This is a genomic window from Saccharothrix hoggarensis (genome assembly GCF_042678885.1).
Lineage (GTDB): Bacteria > Actinomycetota > Actinomycetes > Mycobacteriales > Pseudonocardiaceae > Actinosynnema > Actinosynnema hoggarensis.
The window spans coordinates 20,961-37,234 of sequence record NZ_JBHTLK010000047.1; the positions used below are offsets into that span (position 1 = coordinate 20,961).

Below are 16,274 nucleotides of genomic sequence, written 5' to 3' on the forward strand. Positions count from 1 at the left end.
CGAGGGGTCGTGATCACGGACAGTGGGGGCGACCCGATCACTCGGGCCGCGCCCCACGCGTGCGTCCGCCCTCCGGCGGGATCAGCGCCCACCGGAGCCCGTCCGCGCTCCCGGTGCGGCGGGCGTGCTGGACGACGGGGTGGTGGACGACGTCGGGCTCGTCGACGAGCTCGGGTCGTCCGACTCCTCGCAGCCCAGCTGCTCGACCAGGTCCGCCAACTCCGGCGCGTCGAGCAGGTCGAACTGCTCCAGCACCCGGCAGATCACCTCCCGGTACCGCTCCTCGACCGGGTCCGGCTCCCGGTCCGGCGCGGCGGCGGCGAGGCCCGCGAACGTGGTCGCGGCCAGTGCGGCGCCGGTCAGGGCGGCGACAATGCGCGTCTTCATAGCTCCTCCTGGTGGTTGTCCGACACCACGAGGAATTCCCGGTCACGCGGACACCAGCCGAAGCCCACCCGGAGGTGTGAACCACTCGGGCTCAGGGATGAACCGGCGACGCGCTACTTGAGCAGGCGCGACATCCGCCGGTCCGCCAACGGCTTCCCGCCGGTCTGGCACGTCGCGCAGTACTGGAACGCCTTGTCCGCGAACGACACCTCGCGGACCGCGTCGCCGCACACCGGGCACGGCAGGCCGGTCCGCGCGTGCACCCGCAGCCCGGACCGCTTCTCGCCCTTCAACGTCGCCGCCGACTGGCCGACCGACCGCGCCACCGCGTCCGTCAGCACGCCGATCAACGCCTCGTGCAGCCGGTCCAGCGCCTCCGCGGGCAGCTTCCCCACCGTCGCGTACGGCGACAGCCGGGCCGTGTGCATGATCTCGTCGGAGTACGCGTTGCCGACGCCCGCCATCAGCGCCTGGTCCGTCAACGCGGTCTTCAGCCGCTCGGTCCGCCCGGCGAACAGGTCCTCCAGCTGGGTCCGCGTCACCGACAGCGCGTCCGGCCCGAGCCGGGCGATGCCGGGCACGTCCGCCGGGTCGTTCACCACCCACGCGGCCAGGCCCTTCTTCGTGCCCGCCTCGGTCAGGTCGAACCCCGGCCCCTCCCCCGGCGGACCGAGGTGCACGCGCAGCGCCAGCGGCCCGCGGCCCGGCTTGGGCGGCGCCGCCGACAGGTGCTCCGACCAGCGCAGCCACCCGGCGCGCGCCAGGTGCACCACCAGGTGCAGGCCGCCGCAGTCGAGGTCCAGGTGCTTGCCGAACCGGCCCGCGCCGGTCACCTCGCGACCCTGGAGCTCCGTCCACGGCGGCGTGAACGTCTTCAACACCTGCAACGACGCCACGTCCACCCGGTGCACGCGCCGTCCGACGGCGTGCTCGCGCAGGTGGTGGGCGAGGGCCTCGACCTCGGGGAGTTCCGGCACCCGACCAGTGTCACCCGGCGGCGGCCATCAGTCGACCGGTCGCCGTCAGTCGACCGGCTGCAACGGCCCGTCCAGGTCCGGCAGCGAGTACATCTCGATCTTGCGGGCGACGTTGGCGACCTCGTTGCGCACGACCAGGAACCCGCGCACCGAGCCGACCCACCGCTCCGGCGGCAGCTCCTCGGTCTTCTTCGACTCGGCCACCACCAGCCACGGCCGACGCACCGCCCAGCGCACCGGGAAGAACAGGAACACCAGGACCAGCGCGACGAGCAGCCACGCCGGCACGACCACCTCCGGCGGCGTCCACGCCACCAGGACGACACCCATCACCACGACGATCGCGAGCATCAGGACGCCGGGGCCGTGGCCACCGCTCACGTCGTGCTCGAAGTCGGCGTCTGTCGACGGGTTGCGCCACTCGATCTGACTGCGCACCGTCCACATCCGGCCGTCAGCTCCGCGCACCAGCCGCGTCATCACCGTCTCCTCAGGACGTCGAGCGATCACTCAGCGTTTCCCACGCTACCGGCAGAGTGTTGCACCTCGCGGGTGAAACCCGCAGTCACGCCGGGGTGAGGGCGCTCGGCGTCGGGTGCAGCGTCACGGTCGTCGGGGTGGTGGCCGGTTTCGTCGGCGCGGTGGTCGTGGACGCGTTCCGCTGGGTGGTCGCGGCCGCCGTGGTCGCCGTGGCGGTCGTGGCGGTGGTGCTCTTGGGCGCGGAGCCCTTGGTCGCGGTGTTCCTGGTGGACGTGCCGTCCGGGGCGGTGCTGCCGGTGGTGGCCAGCAGCGCCGAGTCGGAGTCCGACGGGGGGCGCGCCGACGGGTCGGCCACCAGGGCGCGCGGCTCGGCGGGGGCGGTCGAACCGGTCGTCCCCGGCTGCGACGCGGCCGCCAGAACCTCGCCGGACGACGTGGCGGACGTCGTCGCGGACGTCGGGCGCGTCGTCCTCGTGTGCCCGACCTGCCGCGCCTCGGGCCGCGGCGACGTCGCGCTGGTCGCCGTGCCGGTCACGGTCGTCGTCTCCGAGGTCGAGCACAGCGCGAGCACGTGCTGGTCGGGCCCGCCGTTCGGACCGGCCTCGACCAGCCCCGGACCCGGCCCGCCGGTGAACGTCCCCGCCAGCACGCCCAGCACGCCGACGGCGGCGGCCGACGCGGCGGCGGCCAGCACCAGCTTCACCCGTCCGGTGAGCAACGCGGCCTTGCCCAGCACCGCGGGCCCCAGCACCCCGGACGCCACCCCCGTCGGACCCAGCACCGAGGGCGCCAGCAGCGCCGTCGCCGCCACCGGCACGGCGATGCTCGCCGCGTGCGCCCGCAACGTCGAGCACACCTCGGTCAGCTCGGCGTGCAGCGCGTTGCAGGAGGAGCACGCCTGGAGGTGCTTGCGGATGCGCTTCTGCTCCGAGCCCTGCGCACCGCCCGCCGTGTACGTGCCCAGCTTCGCGACCACCGAGCTGCACGCCCGCGGACCCGCGTCCTGGGACAGGTGCGCCTGCAGGTACGCCGCGCGCAGCCCCTCGCGGGCCCGGCGGGCCAGCGCCGCCATCGCGTTCGGGCTCAGGCCGAAGTGCGGCGCGACCGCGGCGGGCCGCTCGCCCTCCACCTCGACCTGCCACAGCACCGTGCGCCACCGCTCGGGCAGGCTCGTGAAGGCGCGGGAGATCAGCGTGTGCTCGGGCCGGTTCGCCGTGACGTCCGGGAACGGCTCGACGCGCCGGCTCAGCTCCTCGTCCTCCACCGGCACGTCACGGCGCCGCCCGCTCCACTCCCACGCCACCCGGCGCGCGACGGTCAGCAGGTACGTGCGGACGTGGTCGGTGGGGCCGTTGCCGCGGCGGATCGCCTGGAGCACGCGGAAGAACGCCTCCGCGGTCAGGTCGTCGGCCTCGGCGTGTTCACGCACGTGCCGCAGCGCGAACCGACGAACGGCGTCGGCGTGGCGGGTGAACAGCTCGCCGAACGCCCCGTCGTCACCCGCCCTGACCCTGGCGAGCAGTTCCCGGTCGAAATCGGCATCTCCGGCCATCCCGCCCGGCACCTCCCGCCCGCCTGTGGTCCCGTCGTCAAGATGCCACAGCCGAACCGGTCCAGCCCGAAGTGATAGCGAGCCGATACCGAAGACCAGACGGACGGAGTGGGCCGTTCGGGTGAACGCGTGCGCCTGCCTACCGCAGCGATCGACCTAGCTTTCGGTGACGACGCGGTCACGGGTAGGCGTCAGGTGGTGGCCGACCGCGCGGCGGCGGCCCGTGTGGCGAGTAGTCTCCTGCCGCGTGGTCGACTGGCGCGCAAGGGCTTCCGCCCTCCTCCCCGAGCTGAGCGCCGTTGTCGAGCGCGAGTCCTGGTCCTGCCACGTGTTCCTGTCGGAGTTGTGGCAGCTCGCGCTGGAGGCGCACCGGGACGGCGACCGGGAGGTGCTGCGCCGCGTCTACGGGTTCGCCCACTGGTGCTTCCGGCAGCCCGAGCGGTTCCTGTCCGACGCGTCGGTGGTCAGCTTCTACGAGCACGTGTTCGACGAGTGGGAGCTGCGCGACGAGGTGGCGCCGTGGCTGCCCGCCGAGGTGGTCGACCGGGTGCGCCCGCTGTGGGAGTGGCGGTGGTCCAAGGAGCGGTTGACCGAGGTCGACCGGCTCCTCGCCGAAGCGGGACCCCCCGTCGAAACCCGGTTGGGGCATGAGCTATAGTTCTTCCCAACAGGCGGATGTAGCGCAGTTGGTAGCGCATCACCTTGCCAAGGTGAGGGTCGCGAGTTCGAGTCTCGTCATCCGCTCTCGCGAACGGCGAGTGCTCCTCGTGGGGCACTCGCCGTTTTCGTGTGCCCGTTTCCGCTCCGGCCGTTACCGCTCGGGCCGTGTCCGCTCCAGCCGTTACCGCTCGGGCCGTTCGTGCCGGGGCGGTGTCGTCCCCCGTCCGGGTTCGTCGCCGGGTCCGTCGCCGTGTTCGTCACAGTCGCCGTGCGCCCCGGGCGTCGGCGCGCGGTGAAGATCCCCATTAGGTTGGTGGCGAAGGTTTCCTCGTCGAAGACGGAGTTGCAGACATGGCCACCACCCGCAAGGCGACCACGCACTGGGAAGGCAACCTGCTGGAGGGCAAGGGCAGCGTCGCCCTGGAGTCGTCGGGCACCGGGACGTTCGACGTGAGCTGGCCGTCCCGCGCCGAGCAGGCGAACGGCAAGACCAGCCCCGAAGAGCTGATCGCCGCCGCGCACTCCTCCTGCTTCTCGATGGCGCTGTCGCACGGCCTCGCGCAGGCGGGCACCCCGCCGCAGCAGGTCGACACCTCGGCCGAGGTCACGTTCCAGCCCGGCACCGGCATCACCGGCATCCACCTGACCGTCACCGCGGTCGTGCCCGGCCTGGACGCGGAGGGCTTCGCCGCCGCCGCCGAGAACGCCAAGCAGAACTGCCCGGTCAGCAAGGCGCTGGCCGGCACCGAGATCACGCTCACCGCGAACCTCGCCTGACGGTCGCCCCTCTGGTACCGGCCTGATACCCGAAGTACCGGGCCGGTACCAGATGTCTCACAGGATTTGACCCGAACGAGTGAGGCCGGTAGTCGTAGTTGATGCTCACCGCGCTGGGTGGTCCTGGACGGCTTGCCTTCGGTGCCATGATCGGCGCGGCGGTGGCGGCTTTCCTGGCGTCGACCTGGGCGGTCGCCGAGTCGCCGCGGGCGGCGCCGCCCCAGCCCGGCGACGGCGGCGACATCGTCGTCGTGAAGCGCAGCGAGCAGCCGAGCCGGACGATCACCGTGACCGGCACGACGGCGTCGTCCCCCTCGTCCTCCTCGTCCGCCTCTTCCTCGGCCTCGTCGTCCTCCTCCGCGTCCACGACCACGACCACGGACACGACGACCACCACGACCACGGCGGTGACGACCACGACCACCGCCCGGCCCACCACGACCACCACCACCACCACCCGGCAGCCCCCGCCGCCGACCACCACGACGACGACCCGTCGTCAGTGCGGGCTCATCTTCTGCTGATTCCCCGGCCCCGGATCACCCTGCGTGTTTTGGCAAGATCGAGGCGTGACGTCCAGCCAGGTGCCCACGCAGACCCAGCGAAGCCACGACCCGAGCCCCACGGTCCGCATCCAGCCCGTCGCCGCCACCCCCGAGCCCGCTTGGCCCACGATCGAGCCGATGACCGCCACCGACCTCCGCCCCGTCACGGCGTTCCCCACCCGGTTGGACCCGGTGACGCCGCCGCTCAACGGCCGCCTCACCCCCGCCGAAACCCCCACCGCTCCCGCCAACGGCGTCGCGGCCGCCGACACCGGTGCTGCCGCACGCAGCGTGACCAACGGCGCCTCGGTCCTGCCCGCCTACGGCACCGCGCTGCCCTCCGTGACCAACGGCGTCACCGCCCCGCCGGCCAACGGCACCCCGGCACCCTCCGCGACCAACGGCGCCTACACCAACGGCGCCGCGCTCCCCGCGACCAACGGCACCGCCGTCCCGCACGCCAACGGCACCCCGGCACCCTCGGTGACCAACGGCGTCGGCGCCCCGCCGTCCACCAACGGCACGGCCAGGCCCGCCGACGTCGCCGCCACCGCGCCGATGGGTGTCACCACCGCGGCGACCGATCCCACCCCGGCGTCCGTCGCCGACACGTCGACCGAATCGCCCGCACCGGCCACCGGCCAGCCGTCCGCGCCGTCCCAGGCGACGGCCGCGGCGACGACGACCACCACCCCGGCCAGGCCGCGGAGCCGGCTGCGCCGCATCGCGCGCCGCATCGTCGGCCCCACCCTGCTGACCAAGAAGAACTGAGCGCGGGGGCGTCCGGACGCCGCGGCTCCGGACGCCCCTGGCCGGTCAGGCGGTCTGGGCGCGCGCGTACAGCCCACCGCTGCGCAGCAGCTCGTCGTGCGAACCGATCTCCGCGATCCGTCCGTCGGCCATGACCACGATCCGGTCGGCGTTGCGGATGGTGGTGAGCCGGTGCGCGACCACGAACACCGTGCGGCCGTCCACGAGCCGGGCCAGCGCCTGCTGGACCAGGGCCTCCGACTTGTTGTCCAACGCCGACGTGGCCTCGTCCAGCACCAGCACGCGCGGGTCGCGGATCAGGGCTCGGGCGATCGCCAGCCGCTGCTTCTGCCCACCGGACAGGCGCGCCCCGCGCTCGCCGACGACGGTGTCGAGACCGGCCGGCAGCCGGTCGATGAACTCCAGCGCGTTGGCGTCGGCGAGGGCCTGCCGCACGACGTCCTCGCCGACGTCGTCCAGGCCGTAGGTGACGTTGTCCCGGATCGTGCCCTCGAACAGGACGGACTCCTGCGGCACGACCGAGACGAACCGCCGGTAGGTGCGCAGGTCCAACGTCTCCATGTCGACACCGTCGAGCAGGATGCGGCCCTCGGTGGGCCGCAGGAAGCCGATGACCAGGTTCAACGCCGTCGACTTGCCCGCGCCGGACGCGCCGACCAGGGCGATCGTCTCGCCCGGCCGCACGTCCAGGGTGAAGTCGCTGATCGAGTCCTGCGCCGACTCCGGGTACCGGTAGCCGACGCCCTCGAACCGCACGCCGCCGCGCACCACGTCGACCCGCGCCTTGCCCGCGTTGTGCTCGACGTCCGGCGCCTCCAGCACCTCGCCGAGCGAGCGCACCGACTCCAACCCCTTGCTGATCACCGGGGTGAGGCTCATCAGCGTCGTGACCGCGCCGGTCAGCGACGCGAAGTAGGCGCTGAGCATGACGACGTCGCCGGGCGTGACGGCGAGCCAGCCGTGGTAGGCCGCCAGCGCGGAGCCCGCCAGGCAGCCGACGCCCAGCGCGTTCAGCAGGATCCAGGCGAGGGCGCCGAAGCGGACGTTGAGGCCGTCCAGCTTGAGGCCCGCGGCGAGGACCTGGCGCAGCGTGCCGTCCATGCGGTTGAGGGCGGTGGTCTCCAGGCCGTGCGCGCGGGTGATCGGGATGAGCGTGGTCATCTCGCCGACGCGGGACGACAGCTGCTCCACCTCCTGGCGGAACGACTCGTTGTACGCGCGCAGCCGGCCGCGCAGCCACATCACCAGCACCGCGGCCGCGGGCACGACCAGCAGGAACACCGGCAGGAACGCGGGGGCGCTCAGCGAGATCACGACCAGCGCGCCGCTCAGCGTGGCCAGCGCGGCGAGCCCCTGGTCGCCGATCTGCTGGGTGGAGGTCTCGATGCTCTCGACGTCGCGGATGAGCTTGGTCTGCAGCACGCCCGCGCTGACCCTGGCGTGGTAGCCGATGGACAGCTGCTGCATGCGCCCGCTCAACGCCGACCGCACCCGCATCCCCATCCGCCGCGCGCTGCCGTACCACCAGCGCGTGTAGAGGACGGCGAACGGGTAGTTCAGCACCAGCATGACCAGCAGCAGCGCCGCGCCCAGCCACATGCCGATGATCGGCTTCCGCTCGACCACGACGTCGATGACGTGGGCGGTGATGACGGGGGTCAGCCAGGTGGGGCTGTGCTTGACGAAGAACGCGCCCGCGCCGAGGACGAGGTTGGCCCGGTCCTCGCGGAACAGGTAGAGGAGCGTGCGGACGGGGTGCTCGCCGCGGTAGCGGTGGTCGAGGGGACCGTGTGGCATGGGGCGGAGCTCCTGGAACGGGCGGTCAAGAGACGACCCACACCGCACCGTGCGGGAGAGCGCTCCCACATCCTAGGTCGGGGGTCCACCGATTTCGGCCGCCCGACCGTCCGCACCAACAACCGCCGGGTTCGGCGACCCGGACGGGGTCAGACCTCCTCCCCGCCCCTGATCGCGTCGATGATCGGCTGGAGGCGGTCGGCCGCGGGGTCGGCGGGGCCCCAGGTGAACAGGTGGGTGGAGCCGTCTCGCGTCGTCAGCGAGAGGCGGGCCTTGCCGAAGTGGCGGTCGAGGATCGCCGTCGCGACGTCGGCCCAGCGGATCAGGCGGTTCGTGGGGTGCTCCCGGACCGCCGCGGCGAAGTCGAACTCGTCCACGTCGACCGCCGGCAGCGGGAACCTCACCGAGGTGACGCTGTGGTTCCGCGGGCGGAGCACGTGCCACCAGGGGGAACGCACCCAGGCGAGGCCGTTGGGCAGCAACCACAGCTCCCCCGGTGGCCAGTCCCACCCCCGGTGACAGGTGCGGGACACCAGGAAAGCTCGCCGGGCCACAGCAGTCCCCCCAACCGGTCGCGTTCGCCGGGCACGGCGCGGTGTGAGCAGCGTCCCCTCGTTGTAACGATCCGTCATTCCGGAACGCCTCACCGATGGTGGCCGGTACGTTATGGCCGCCAGGAGCACGAGGACACGGTGATCAGGTGGATGCAGAGGTTAGCCAACAGGTCGAGCCCGCGGTGGTCACGCCGGGCGCACGGCGCCCGAAGGCGCACTTCGCGCTCTGGGCGGCCGCCGCGATCCCGTTCCTGCTGGCACTGGCCGAGGCCTACCGCTCACCGCGGCTGAACTTCGCGGACTTCTGGGGCATCCTCGCCCGCGTCTCCACGCCGGACGGCGCGCTGGAGCCCGCGGAGCTGCTGGTCCTGCACAACGACCACCCGTCGATCCTGGTCGGCGCGGTCTTCTGGCTGAACGGCGCGGTCTTCGGCGGCACGAACTACGGGCTCGGCTTCGCCTCCGTCGCCCTGGTCGCGGTGATGCTCGTGGCGATGGTCACGATGCTCCCCGACTCCCTCACCGCCACCCAGCGCGGCGCGGTCGTGCTCGGCCTCTCGCTCCTCCTGTTCTCCTCCACCGCCACCGAGTACTTCGGCATCGGCATGAGCGGCATGCACTGGCTGCTCGGCATCGTCCCGGCGGTCGTCGCGCTGGCGTTCGCGCACCGCGGCCACACCGTCCCGGCGCTGGTCTTCGCCGTCCTCGGCAGCATGGGCCACGGCGCCGCGTTCCCGGTGTGGATCGCGCTCGCCGTCGTCGCCTGGCTGCGCCGCGACCGGCTGTGGCGGCTGGTGTCGCCGCTCGTGCTCGGCGTGCTGACCCTCGTGCTGTGGTCGCTGCCGTCGCGCCCGCCGGGGTTCGCCGCGCCGATGCTGCTCGGCTTCGACACCTACCTCGGCTCCGGCCTGGCCATGCTCGGCCAGATCTGGTCGGCCAAGGACCTCGACCTGGCGTTCCTCACCGGCGCGGTGACCGTCGGCCTGGTGGTGGTGCTGTTCGTCGGCGCCTTCCGGGAACGCCGCGCGCTGGACGGTCGCGTGCCGCACGCGGGCTGGTTCGGCGTCGCGCTGCTGGCCGTGGCGGTGGCGGCGATGATCGGCGTCAGCCGCGGCCACTACGGCGCGGCGGACGGCCTGAGCCCCCGCTACGCGATGGTCGCCCTGGTCGGCGCGGCCGCCGTGCTGGTCCTGCTGGTGGCCCGCGGCCCGCGCCTGGTGCGCGCCAAGACCGTGCCGATCGTCATCGTGGTGGGCCTGGCGACCTTCGCCGTCGGCAACGGCCAGGCGATGGCCGTGCGCGAGAAGTACCCGACGCAGCCGGTGCTGGCCGTGGCGATGCGGGTCGAGGCGACCGGGCAGATGTCCCGGATGCAGGCCAACCCGGCGGTGCTGCCGGTGCTGCGGTCGATGGGCGTGTACCCGTTCACCCCCGACTTCACCCTCGGGTGCGGCGGCCCGGAGCTGGGCTCCAGGGTCGACCTGGCGTCGGCCAAGGAGATGCCCCTCCCGGCCTACGGCGGGGGCCTGACGACCGGCGCGGTCGAAGCGGGCCCGGTGGTCGGCGACTCGCAGATCTCCGGCTGGGCCGTGGTGGACGGCAACGCCGCCGACTGCGTGCTGGTCGTCGACCAGTCCGGCGAGGTCGTCGGCGGCGGCGCGGTGGGCGTGCCGCGCGGCGACATCATGCAGTTCACGCGGGCGACCGGGCGGGCCGGCTGGGTCGCCGTGGCCGCCCCCGGAACCGCGGACGGCGTCGTCCTCGTACTGGCGGACGGCGTGCTCTACCGCTTGGCCGAACTCGGTTGACCCTGGCGGTGCTGCCTCACGAGGCGCCCGCCCCCTACGCAACAATGGTGTTCGCTCAGCACAGTGAAGGGACCGGACGATGTCCTGGCAAGACGAGCTGCGAGAGCTCGACACAGCCCTCGCCGAGGGGCGCATCTCCGCCGACGACTACCGGCAGCGGCGCGACCAGGTGCTGTCGGGTGCGGCAGAAGTCCCGCAGACCGGTCCCCAGTCCGGGCCCTTCGCGGCGCCGTTCCGCTGGGAGGCCGCGAACCCGCAGCAGCCCCAGCAGCCGCAACCGCCCCAGCACCAGCCCCAGCACCCGCAGCAGCCTGGCGCCGACGCCACGCAGGTCGTCCCGAACCAGGCCGGCCTCCCGCAGCAGCCGCCCGCGCAGGACGCCACGCAGGTCGTGAAGGCGCCGCAGCCGGGCAACCCGGACGCCGAGCGCACCCAGTACGTCCGACCCGTGACGCCGCCGCACGGCGCGCCGCAGCCGAACATGCCCCAGAACGCGCCGCAGCACCCGAACCAGGCGCCGTGGCAGATGGCCGGCGGCAACGCCGCTCCGCCGTGGGGCGGCGGCGAGTTCGGCGCCGACCCGTCGCCGCACTGGATCGCCCAGGGCCCCGAGGTGTTCGACGACAAGCCGTCGTCCGGCGGCAAGCGGGTCCTCGTGATCCTCGCCGTCATCCTCGTGCTGGCCGGCGCGGGCTTCGGCGTCTGGTACCTCACCAGCGGCAGCGGCGACCCGAACGCGACCGGGTCCACGGAGACGACGGCCGCCCCGACGACCGAGACCACGACGTCGAAGCCGAAGCCCACCGACCCGATGGAGATCCTGCTGGAGGAGATCCCGGAGGTCGGCGGCAAGAACGACCCGCGCGCCGAGGTGCTGGACACGGCGGAGGCGGTGGACGAGCAGGTCATGGAGCAGGGCGAGGTCGACCTGCTGACCGCGGGCGGCGCGACGAAGGTGGTCTGGAAGTCCGGCAACAAGCAGCCCGACGAGTTCGGCCCCACGCCGGACCGGTTCTCCGTCGTGGTCGTGCCGATGGCCAGCGAGGAGGCCGCGGCGAAGGCCGTCGTCGACCTGAAGGCCTACCAGGAGACCAAGGGCGGCCTGGTGTTCATCAAGGACCCGCTGCCGGACATGCCCGCGTCCGTGGTGTTCGAGAAGAAGGTCCAGCCGGACCACGCCATCTACCGCGGCCTCTGGGCGTCGGGCAAGAACCTGATCCGCGTCAACGTCGACCAGTTCCCGATGGCCGGCGAGGCGGGCCTCAGCGGCAGCTACCAGCGCCAGGTGCTGACGATGCTGAAGGTGTTCCCCGCGCCGTAATGACTACCCCCCTGCGCGAACTCGACCTGGTTGCCGCGGACGGGTGCCTGCTGCTCGGCGAGGACTCGGGCGTCACGTACCTCGACGGCGCCGAGCAGCTGGTGGGCGCCCTGGTGGACGAGGCGTCCGACCTCGGTTCGCTGAGCGACGAGCTGCACTACGCCGCCACGACGTGGCCGGAGCGCTACCACCTGGAACGGGGGCGCGCGAACGTGCTGCGCGCCCTCGACCTCCCGGCGGGCGCGACGGTGCTGGAGATCGGCGCGGGCTGCGGCGCGATCTCCCGGTACGTCGGCGAGCGGGTGGCCGCGCTGGACGCCGTGGAGCCGGTCGCCGCCCGGGCGCGCGTCGCCGCGAGCCGCACCCGCGACCTGCCGGGCGTGCGGGTGTTCGTCGGCACGCTCGACGACGTCCCCGACGCGCCGGCCTACGACCTGGTGCTCGTGATCGGCGTGCTGGAGTACGTGGGCGGCGGCACGGCGGACGAGCAGGTGTACGCCGACTTCCTGGCGTCGGTGCGGCGCAGGCTGAACCCCGGCGGCTCGCTGGTCCTCGCGATCGAGAACCAGCTCGGCGTGAAGTACCTGGCGGGCGCGCCGGAGGACCACAGCGGGCGACCGTGGGACGGTCCGGAGGGCTACCCGAACGGCGCGCCGGCGCGGACGTTCGCGCGCCGGCCGCTGGAGGCGCTGCTGGGCCGGGCGGGCTTCACGTCCACCCGCACGCTCGGCTGCTTCCCCGACTACAAGATCACCCGCGTGGTGCTCGGCGACGACCTGGCGGCCCGGCACCCCCGGCTGCTGACCGAGCTGCCCCGGTTCCCCAGCCCCGACTGGGGCTTCGACGGGTCGCGCCCGGCGGACGAGGCGAAGCTGTGGCGCGAGCTGACCGCCGCGGGCCTGTCCGGCGAGATGTGGAACAGCTTCCTGGTGGTCGCGGGCGTCGGCGAGCCGGACGCGCTGTGGCCGGACGACCGGCTGGCCGTCTACTTCAACACCGACCGCGCGGCCCGGTGGTGCACCCGGGCCGAGGTGCTCGCCGACCGCATCCGCCGCTCGCCGCTGGTCGAGCAGGGCGGCGACGTCGTGTCCGTCCGCGCCTACGAGGAGCCGGTGCACGACGGCGTGCCGCTGCTGGAGGTCGTGGCGCGGGAGCCGTGGCGGGCGGAGGAGATGCTGCTCGCGTGGCGGGACGTGCTGCACTCCGGTCACGGCGCCGAGCTGGGCCCGGCGGCGTGGGACCTGGTCCCGCACAACCTGCTGGTCACCGCCGACGGGTTGCGCGCGATCGACCTGGAGTGGCAGGTCGCGGACCTGACGTTGACGCAGGTGGAGCAGCGGGGGCTGCTGCTGACCGCCGACCACCTGGCCCGCGCGGGCTGGCGCGGCGCGGGCGAGCGCACCACGGTGCGGGACCTGGCGGGCTGGTTCGGCGTGCTGCTGGGCCACTCGCCGTCGTACGTGGAGCAGGCCGCCGAGCTGGAGGCGTGCTTCCAGGCCACGCGGGTCGTGGGGAGTTCGACCGGCGCGGGTCTGCGCCGCGAGCAGGATTACTTGAGGGCTGCGTGGCGGACGCGCCTGGACGAACCCGTCGCCGGCTGACCAGGAGGGTGGAGATGGCCTCGCAGGGCACCGAGTTGGCGGACCAGGTCGACCGGGTGATGTCGGCCGTGGACCGCACGATCGTCGAGCACGACTCGATGTACGGCGGGAACGACGCGCACTACTTCGGGGTCGCCGCGGACGCCCTCCGGGCCACGCTGCACGCGCTGCGCGGGGAGGGCCGTCCGGACCCGGCCCGGGTGCTCGACTTCGGCTGCGGCTACGGCCGGGTGCTGCGCACCTTCCGGGCCGCGTTCCCGGACGCCGAGCTCGTGGCGTGCGACCTGGACCCGGCGGCCGTCGCGCGGTGCGTCGAGGCGTACCGTGCCGTGCCGCTGCCGGCCGCCATCGACGTCGACCTCATCGAGCAGGTGCACGACGTCGACCTGATCTGGTGCGGCTCGGTGCTGACGCACTTGGACGCGCCCCAGTGGACGCCGCTGCTGCGCTACTTCGCCCGCGCCCTCGCGCCGGGCGGCGTCGCCGTCGTCACCACGCACGGCCGGCGCGTCGCGTGGCGCATGGAGAACATGGAAGGCCAGCACTACGGCCTCACCGAGCAGGTGGTCAACCGCATCCTCGGCACGTACCGGGCGAGCGGGTTCGCCTACGCCGACTACCCCGGCCAGGACGGCTACGGCATCTCGCTGAGCAGCCCCGGCTGGGCGGTGGGCCGTGCGCTGGAGACGCCGGGCATGCGGCTGGTCGGCTACCAGGAAGCCGCGTGGGACCAGCACCAGGACGTGCTCGTGCTCGCCAAGGACGCCGACGTCGTGCTGAAGGCGCACCGGTGACCGCGTTCGTGGAGGTGCCGGGCAGACCGGTCGGGCACTGGTTCGAGCTGCGCGGGTGGGCCACCGGGGTCGGCTCGGTGGCCGAGCTGGTGGTGCGGTTCGCCGGCGAGCCCGCGTCGGTGCGCGAGGCGGAGGCGCACGGCGCGCCCGACGGCGCCCTGGGGTTCGTCGCCGCCACCACGTCGCCGGTGCCGAACGGCGTGCAGGCGGTGAGCGTGCACGGCCCGGACGGCGCGGCGCTGACCGACGCGACGGTCGTCGTGGGCGCCGCCGACGGCGAGGGCCCGCTGTGCCTGGCCGAGCTGGACGGGCCCGCGCCCGACTCGACGATCAGCGGCGACCTGGTGCTGGTGAGCGGCTGGGCGATGCTCAACAGCCGCGCGCCGAGCGTGGTGGAGGTGTTCGTCGAGGGCAGCCCGGTGACGCGGGCCCGGACCAGGCTGCCCCGGCCGGACGTCGCGGCCGCGTTCCCGGGCTTCCCGGACGCGGTGGTGAGCGGGTTCGAGGCCAGGGTGCCGGTGGACCTGCCGCCGGGCGCCGAGCGCCGGGTGTCGGTGCGGGTGCGGGTGTCGACGCACGGCGAGGGCGAGTGGTCCACGCCGGCGCGGTTCGCCACCGTGCGCAACCCGTCCGGCGACGCGTCGGACGACCTGCTCGCCGAACGGCTCGTGGAGCAGACCCGCGGCCTGCTGGCCCGCGTCACCCCGCGGACCGACCCGAAGCACGTGCTGGTGTTCACGCACAGCCTGGCCATCGGTGGCGGCCAGCTGTGGTTGCAGGAGCTGCTGACCGGCCTGGTCGAGAAGCACGACTGGCGCGCCACCGTGGTCACCCCGATCAACGGCGCGCTGCGCGAGGACTGCGCCGCCCTGGGCGCGCCGGTGCACCTGACGTCCCACTACCGGACCGGCGACATCGCGTCGTACGAGGGGCACGTGACCGAGCTGGCGCTGCTGGCCAGGGCGTCCGGCGCCGGGGTGGCGCTGGTGAACACGCTCGGCGCGTTCGGCGCGGCGGACGCCGCCAAGCGCGCGGGCCTGCCCACGGCGTGGGTGGTGCACGAGAGCTTCGAGCTGGCCGACTTCTCCTTCCTGAACTGGGGTCCGGCCGGGCTCGTGCCCGCGGTGAAGCGGCGCTGGGAGCACGCCCTCGGCGAGGTGGACCGGCTGCTGTTCGTCGCCGACGCCACCAAGGAGATGTTCGCCCGCTACTCGGAGCCCCGGCGGTGCCGCACGATCCGCTACGGCACGCCGATGGTGCGCTTCGGCGGACGGATCAGCGAACGCCGCAAGCGGGCCGCGCGCGAGCAGCTCGGTCTGCCGCAGGACTCGTTGCTGGTGCTGAACGTCGGCGTGGTCGAGCCGCGCAAGGGCCAGGCCTCGCTGATCGCCGCCGTCGAGCGCATCCGGCCCCGGTTCCCGGACCTGACCCTGGCCGTGGTGGGCCAGCACGAGTCGGAGTTCGGCCTGGCGCTGGAGGACCTGGTCGAGCGCCGCGACCTCCGGCGCAACGTGCGGCTGGTGCCGATCCAGCGCGACCCGACGCCGTGGTTCCACGCCGCCGACGTGTTCGTGAACAGCTCGGACATCGAGTCGCTGCCCCGGTCCATCCTCGAAGCGGTGTGCTGCGGCCTGCCGGTGATCGCCAGCGACGTGTTCGGCGCGCGCGAGATGATCGAGGACAGCACGACCGGCTGGTTGTTCGAGCCGAACAACGTGGACGCGCTGACCGTGGCCCTGCTGCGGGCGCTGGACACGCCCGCGGGCCGTCGCCGGGAGATCGCCGACCGCGCCTTCGAGGCACTGCGGGACTGGCTCGACCCGACCGGTTACGCCGACGAGTACTCCGAAGTGCTGACCACCATCGCGAACCAGGGGGACGTGGCATGACGGACGAGAACCTCAGCGACCTGCCCGGCCCGGTGCGCGCCGAGCTGACCCGGCTCCGGGCGGAACGGGTCGTGTTCGTCTCGGAGCGCGAGAAGCTGCTGGAGCAGCTGCGCGAGGCCGACACGAACACCCAGCGGTTGATGGCCGAACGCGACCAGCTCGCCGAGGAGTGCGCGGGACTGCGCGACCGCGTGAGCACGTGGCCCGAGCAGCAGGCGCAGGACGAGGCGCTGCGGCTGGAGCTGGCCAACGCGCGCAAGGAGCGGGACGCCCTGCGCGCCGAGCTGGCCGGCACCCGCGACGAGCGCGACCGGCTGCGGGTGCGGCTGCTCGACGCGGAGCTGGCGCTCGGCGGCACGAG

16 protein-coding genes and 1 tRNA gene are annotated in these 16,274 nt (G+C 73.5%); 10 read left to right on the forward strand and 7 right to left on the reverse strand.

The genetic code is table 11. The features are described 5' to 3' along the window. Positions 1-81: 81 nt before the first annotated feature. The 4 genes from ACFQ3T_RS11845 to ACFQ3T_RS11860 all read right to left on the reverse strand — a co-directional run bounded on the left by ACFQ3T_RS11845 (position 82) and on the right by ACFQ3T_RS11860 (position 3,396). Positions 82-387: a hypothetical protein gene (locus tag ACFQ3T_RS11845; RefSeq protein ID WP_380723271.1), complete on the reverse strand. Its 306-nt coding sequence runs from the start codon at positions 385-387 to the stop codon at positions 82-84. A 113-nt stretch (positions 388-500) separates the two neighbouring features. Then, positions 501-1,364 carry a DNA-formamidopyrimidine glycosylase family protein gene (locus ACFQ3T_RS11850; protein ID WP_380723273.1) on the reverse strand — a complete coding sequence of 288 codons (864 nt, stop codon included), beginning with the start codon at positions 1,362-1,364 and terminating at the stop codon, positions 501-503. 45 nt (positions 1,365-1,409) lie between these two features. Then, positions 1,410-1,844: a DUF983 domain-containing protein gene (locus ACFQ3T_RS11855; RefSeq protein ID WP_380723275.1), complete on the reverse strand. Its 435-nt coding sequence runs from the start codon at positions 1,842-1,844 to the stop codon at positions 1,410-1,412. A gap of 85 nt (positions 1,845-1,929) precedes the next feature. Beyond that, positions 1,930-3,396, reverse strand: a complete 1,467-nt coding sequence (locus tag ACFQ3T_RS11860) for a sigma-70 family RNA polymerase sigma factor (RefSeq protein WP_380723277.1) — start codon at positions 3,394-3,396, stop codon at positions 1,930-1,932. Positions 3,397-3,643: 247 nt separating this feature from the next. Between ACFQ3T_RS11860 and ACFQ3T_RS11865 the strand changes: the two genes are divergently transcribed. The 3 genes from ACFQ3T_RS11865 to ACFQ3T_RS11875 all read left to right on the forward strand — a co-directional run bounded on the left by ACFQ3T_RS11865 (position 3,644) and on the right by ACFQ3T_RS11875 (position 4,833). Continuing rightward, the gene (locus tag ACFQ3T_RS11865) at positions 3,644-4,054 is read left to right on the forward strand and encodes a DUF7674 family protein (RefSeq protein ID WP_380723279.1); all 411 of its coding nucleotides are present in this window, start codon (positions 3,644-3,646) and stop codon (positions 4,052-4,054) included. Between the two features lie 13 nt (positions 4,055-4,067). Continuing rightward, positions 4,068-4,140: transfer RNA gene (locus tag ACFQ3T_RS11870), tRNA-Gly, on the forward strand. A gap of 267 nt (positions 4,141-4,407) precedes the next feature. Further along, positions 4,408-4,833 carry an OsmC family protein gene (locus ACFQ3T_RS11875; protein ID WP_380723280.1) on the forward strand — a complete coding sequence of 142 codons (426 nt, stop codon included), beginning with the start codon at positions 4,408-4,410 and terminating at the stop codon, positions 4,831-4,833. Here ACFQ3T_RS11875 and ACFQ3T_RS11880 read toward each other — a convergent pair. Continuing rightward, entirely contained in the window at positions 4,814-5,314 is a 501-nt protein-coding gene (locus ACFQ3T_RS11880; protein WP_380723282.1) for a hypothetical protein, read from the reverse strand. The two genes, ACFQ3T_RS11875 and ACFQ3T_RS11880, sit on opposite strands and share 20 nt — an antisense overlap. A gap of 88 nt (positions 5,315-5,402) precedes the next feature. Between ACFQ3T_RS11880 and ACFQ3T_RS11885 the strand changes: the two genes are divergently transcribed. Further along, entirely contained in the window at positions 5,403-6,149 is a 747-nt protein-coding gene (locus ACFQ3T_RS11885; protein WP_380723283.1) for a RodZ family helix-turn-helix domain-containing protein, read from the forward strand. Positions 6,150-6,194: 45 nt separating this feature from the next. Here ACFQ3T_RS11885 and ACFQ3T_RS11890 read toward each other — a convergent pair whose 3' ends face one another. After that, complete coding sequence (locus ACFQ3T_RS11890) at positions 6,195-7,946, reverse strand: ABC transporter ATP-binding protein (RefSeq protein ID WP_380723285.1); 1,752 nt, start codon at positions 7,944-7,946, stop codon at positions 6,195-6,197. A 149-nt stretch (positions 7,947-8,095) separates the two neighbouring features. Continuing rightward, on the reverse strand, positions 8,096-8,350 hold the full coding sequence (locus tag ACFQ3T_RS11895; RefSeq protein ID WP_380723287.1) for a hypothetical protein: 255 nt from the start codon (positions 8,348-8,350) through the stop codon (positions 8,096-8,098). Positions 8,351-8,646: 296 nt separating this feature from the next. Between ACFQ3T_RS11895 and ACFQ3T_RS11900 the strand changes: the two genes are divergently transcribed. The 6 genes from ACFQ3T_RS11900 to ACFQ3T_RS11925 all read left to right on the forward strand — a co-directional run. Continuing rightward, complete coding sequence (locus tag ACFQ3T_RS11900; protein WP_380723289.1) at positions 8,647-10,308, forward strand: hypothetical protein; 1,662 nt, start codon at positions 8,647-8,649, stop codon at positions 10,306-10,308. Between the two features lie 79 nt (positions 10,309-10,387). Next, on the forward strand, positions 10,388-11,629 hold the full coding sequence (locus ACFQ3T_RS11905; protein ID WP_380723291.1) for a DUF1707 domain-containing protein: 1,242 nt from the start codon (positions 10,388-10,390) through the stop codon (positions 11,627-11,629). Beyond that, positions 11,629-13,230 (forward strand): SAM-dependent methyltransferase, encoded by a 1,602-nt coding sequence (locus ACFQ3T_RS11910; protein WP_380723292.1) that lies wholly within the window; start codon positions 11,629-11,631, stop codon positions 13,228-13,230. Before ACFQ3T_RS11905 ends, ACFQ3T_RS11910 begins: the two co-directional genes overlap by 1 nt. A gap of 14 nt (positions 13,231-13,244) precedes the next feature. Further along, positions 13,245-14,024, forward strand: coding sequence for a class I SAM-dependent methyltransferase (locus tag ACFQ3T_RS11915; protein WP_380723293.1), 780 nt, complete (start codon positions 13,245-13,247; stop codon positions 14,022-14,024). After that, positions 14,021-15,913 carry a glycosyltransferase family 4 protein gene (locus ACFQ3T_RS11920; RefSeq protein WP_380723294.1) on the forward strand — a complete coding sequence of 631 codons (1,893 nt, stop codon included), beginning with the start codon at positions 14,021-14,023 and terminating at the stop codon, positions 15,911-15,913. Before ACFQ3T_RS11915 ends, ACFQ3T_RS11920 begins: the two co-directional genes overlap by 4 nt. After that, positions 15,910-16,274 (forward strand): hypothetical protein (locus ACFQ3T_RS11925; protein ID WP_380723296.1); only part of this gene is annotated, 365 nt, incomplete at its 3' end. The genes ACFQ3T_RS11920 and ACFQ3T_RS11925, both read left to right, overlap by 4 nt.

Bases quoted from the DNA above. Each gene is read 5' to 3' on its own strand.
- ACFQ3T_RS11845 (WP_380723271.1), bottom strand. From the start codon at position 387: ATGAAGACGCGCATTGTCGCCGCCCTGACCGGCGCCGCACTGGCCGCG.
- ACFQ3T_RS11855 (WP_380723275.1), bottom strand. From the start codon at position 1,844: ATGACGCGGCTGGTGCGCGGAGCTGACGGCCGGATGTGGACGGTGCGC.
- ACFQ3T_RS11860 (WP_380723277.1), bottom strand. From the start codon at position 3,396: ATGGCCGGAGATGCCGATTTCGACCGGGAACTGCTCGCCAGGGTCAGG.
- ACFQ3T_RS11875 (WP_380723280.1), top strand. From the start codon at position 4,408: ATGGCCACCACCCGCAAGGCGACCACGCACTGGGAAGGCAACCTGCTG.
- ACFQ3T_RS11890 (WP_380723285.1), bottom strand. From the start codon at position 7,946: ATGCCACACGGTCCCCTCGACCACCGCTACCGCGGCGAGCACCCCGTC.
- ACFQ3T_RS11905 (WP_380723291.1), top strand. From the start codon at position 10,388: ATGTCCTGGCAAGACGAGCTGCGAGAGCTCGACACAGCCCTCGCCGAG.
- ACFQ3T_RS11910 (WP_380723292.1), top strand. From the start codon at position 11,629: ATGACTACCCCCCTGCGCGAACTCGACCTGGTTGCCGCGGACGGGTGC.
- ACFQ3T_RS11915 (WP_380723293.1), top strand. From the start codon at position 13,245: ATGGCCTCGCAGGGCACCGAGTTGGCGGACCAGGTCGACCGGGTGATG.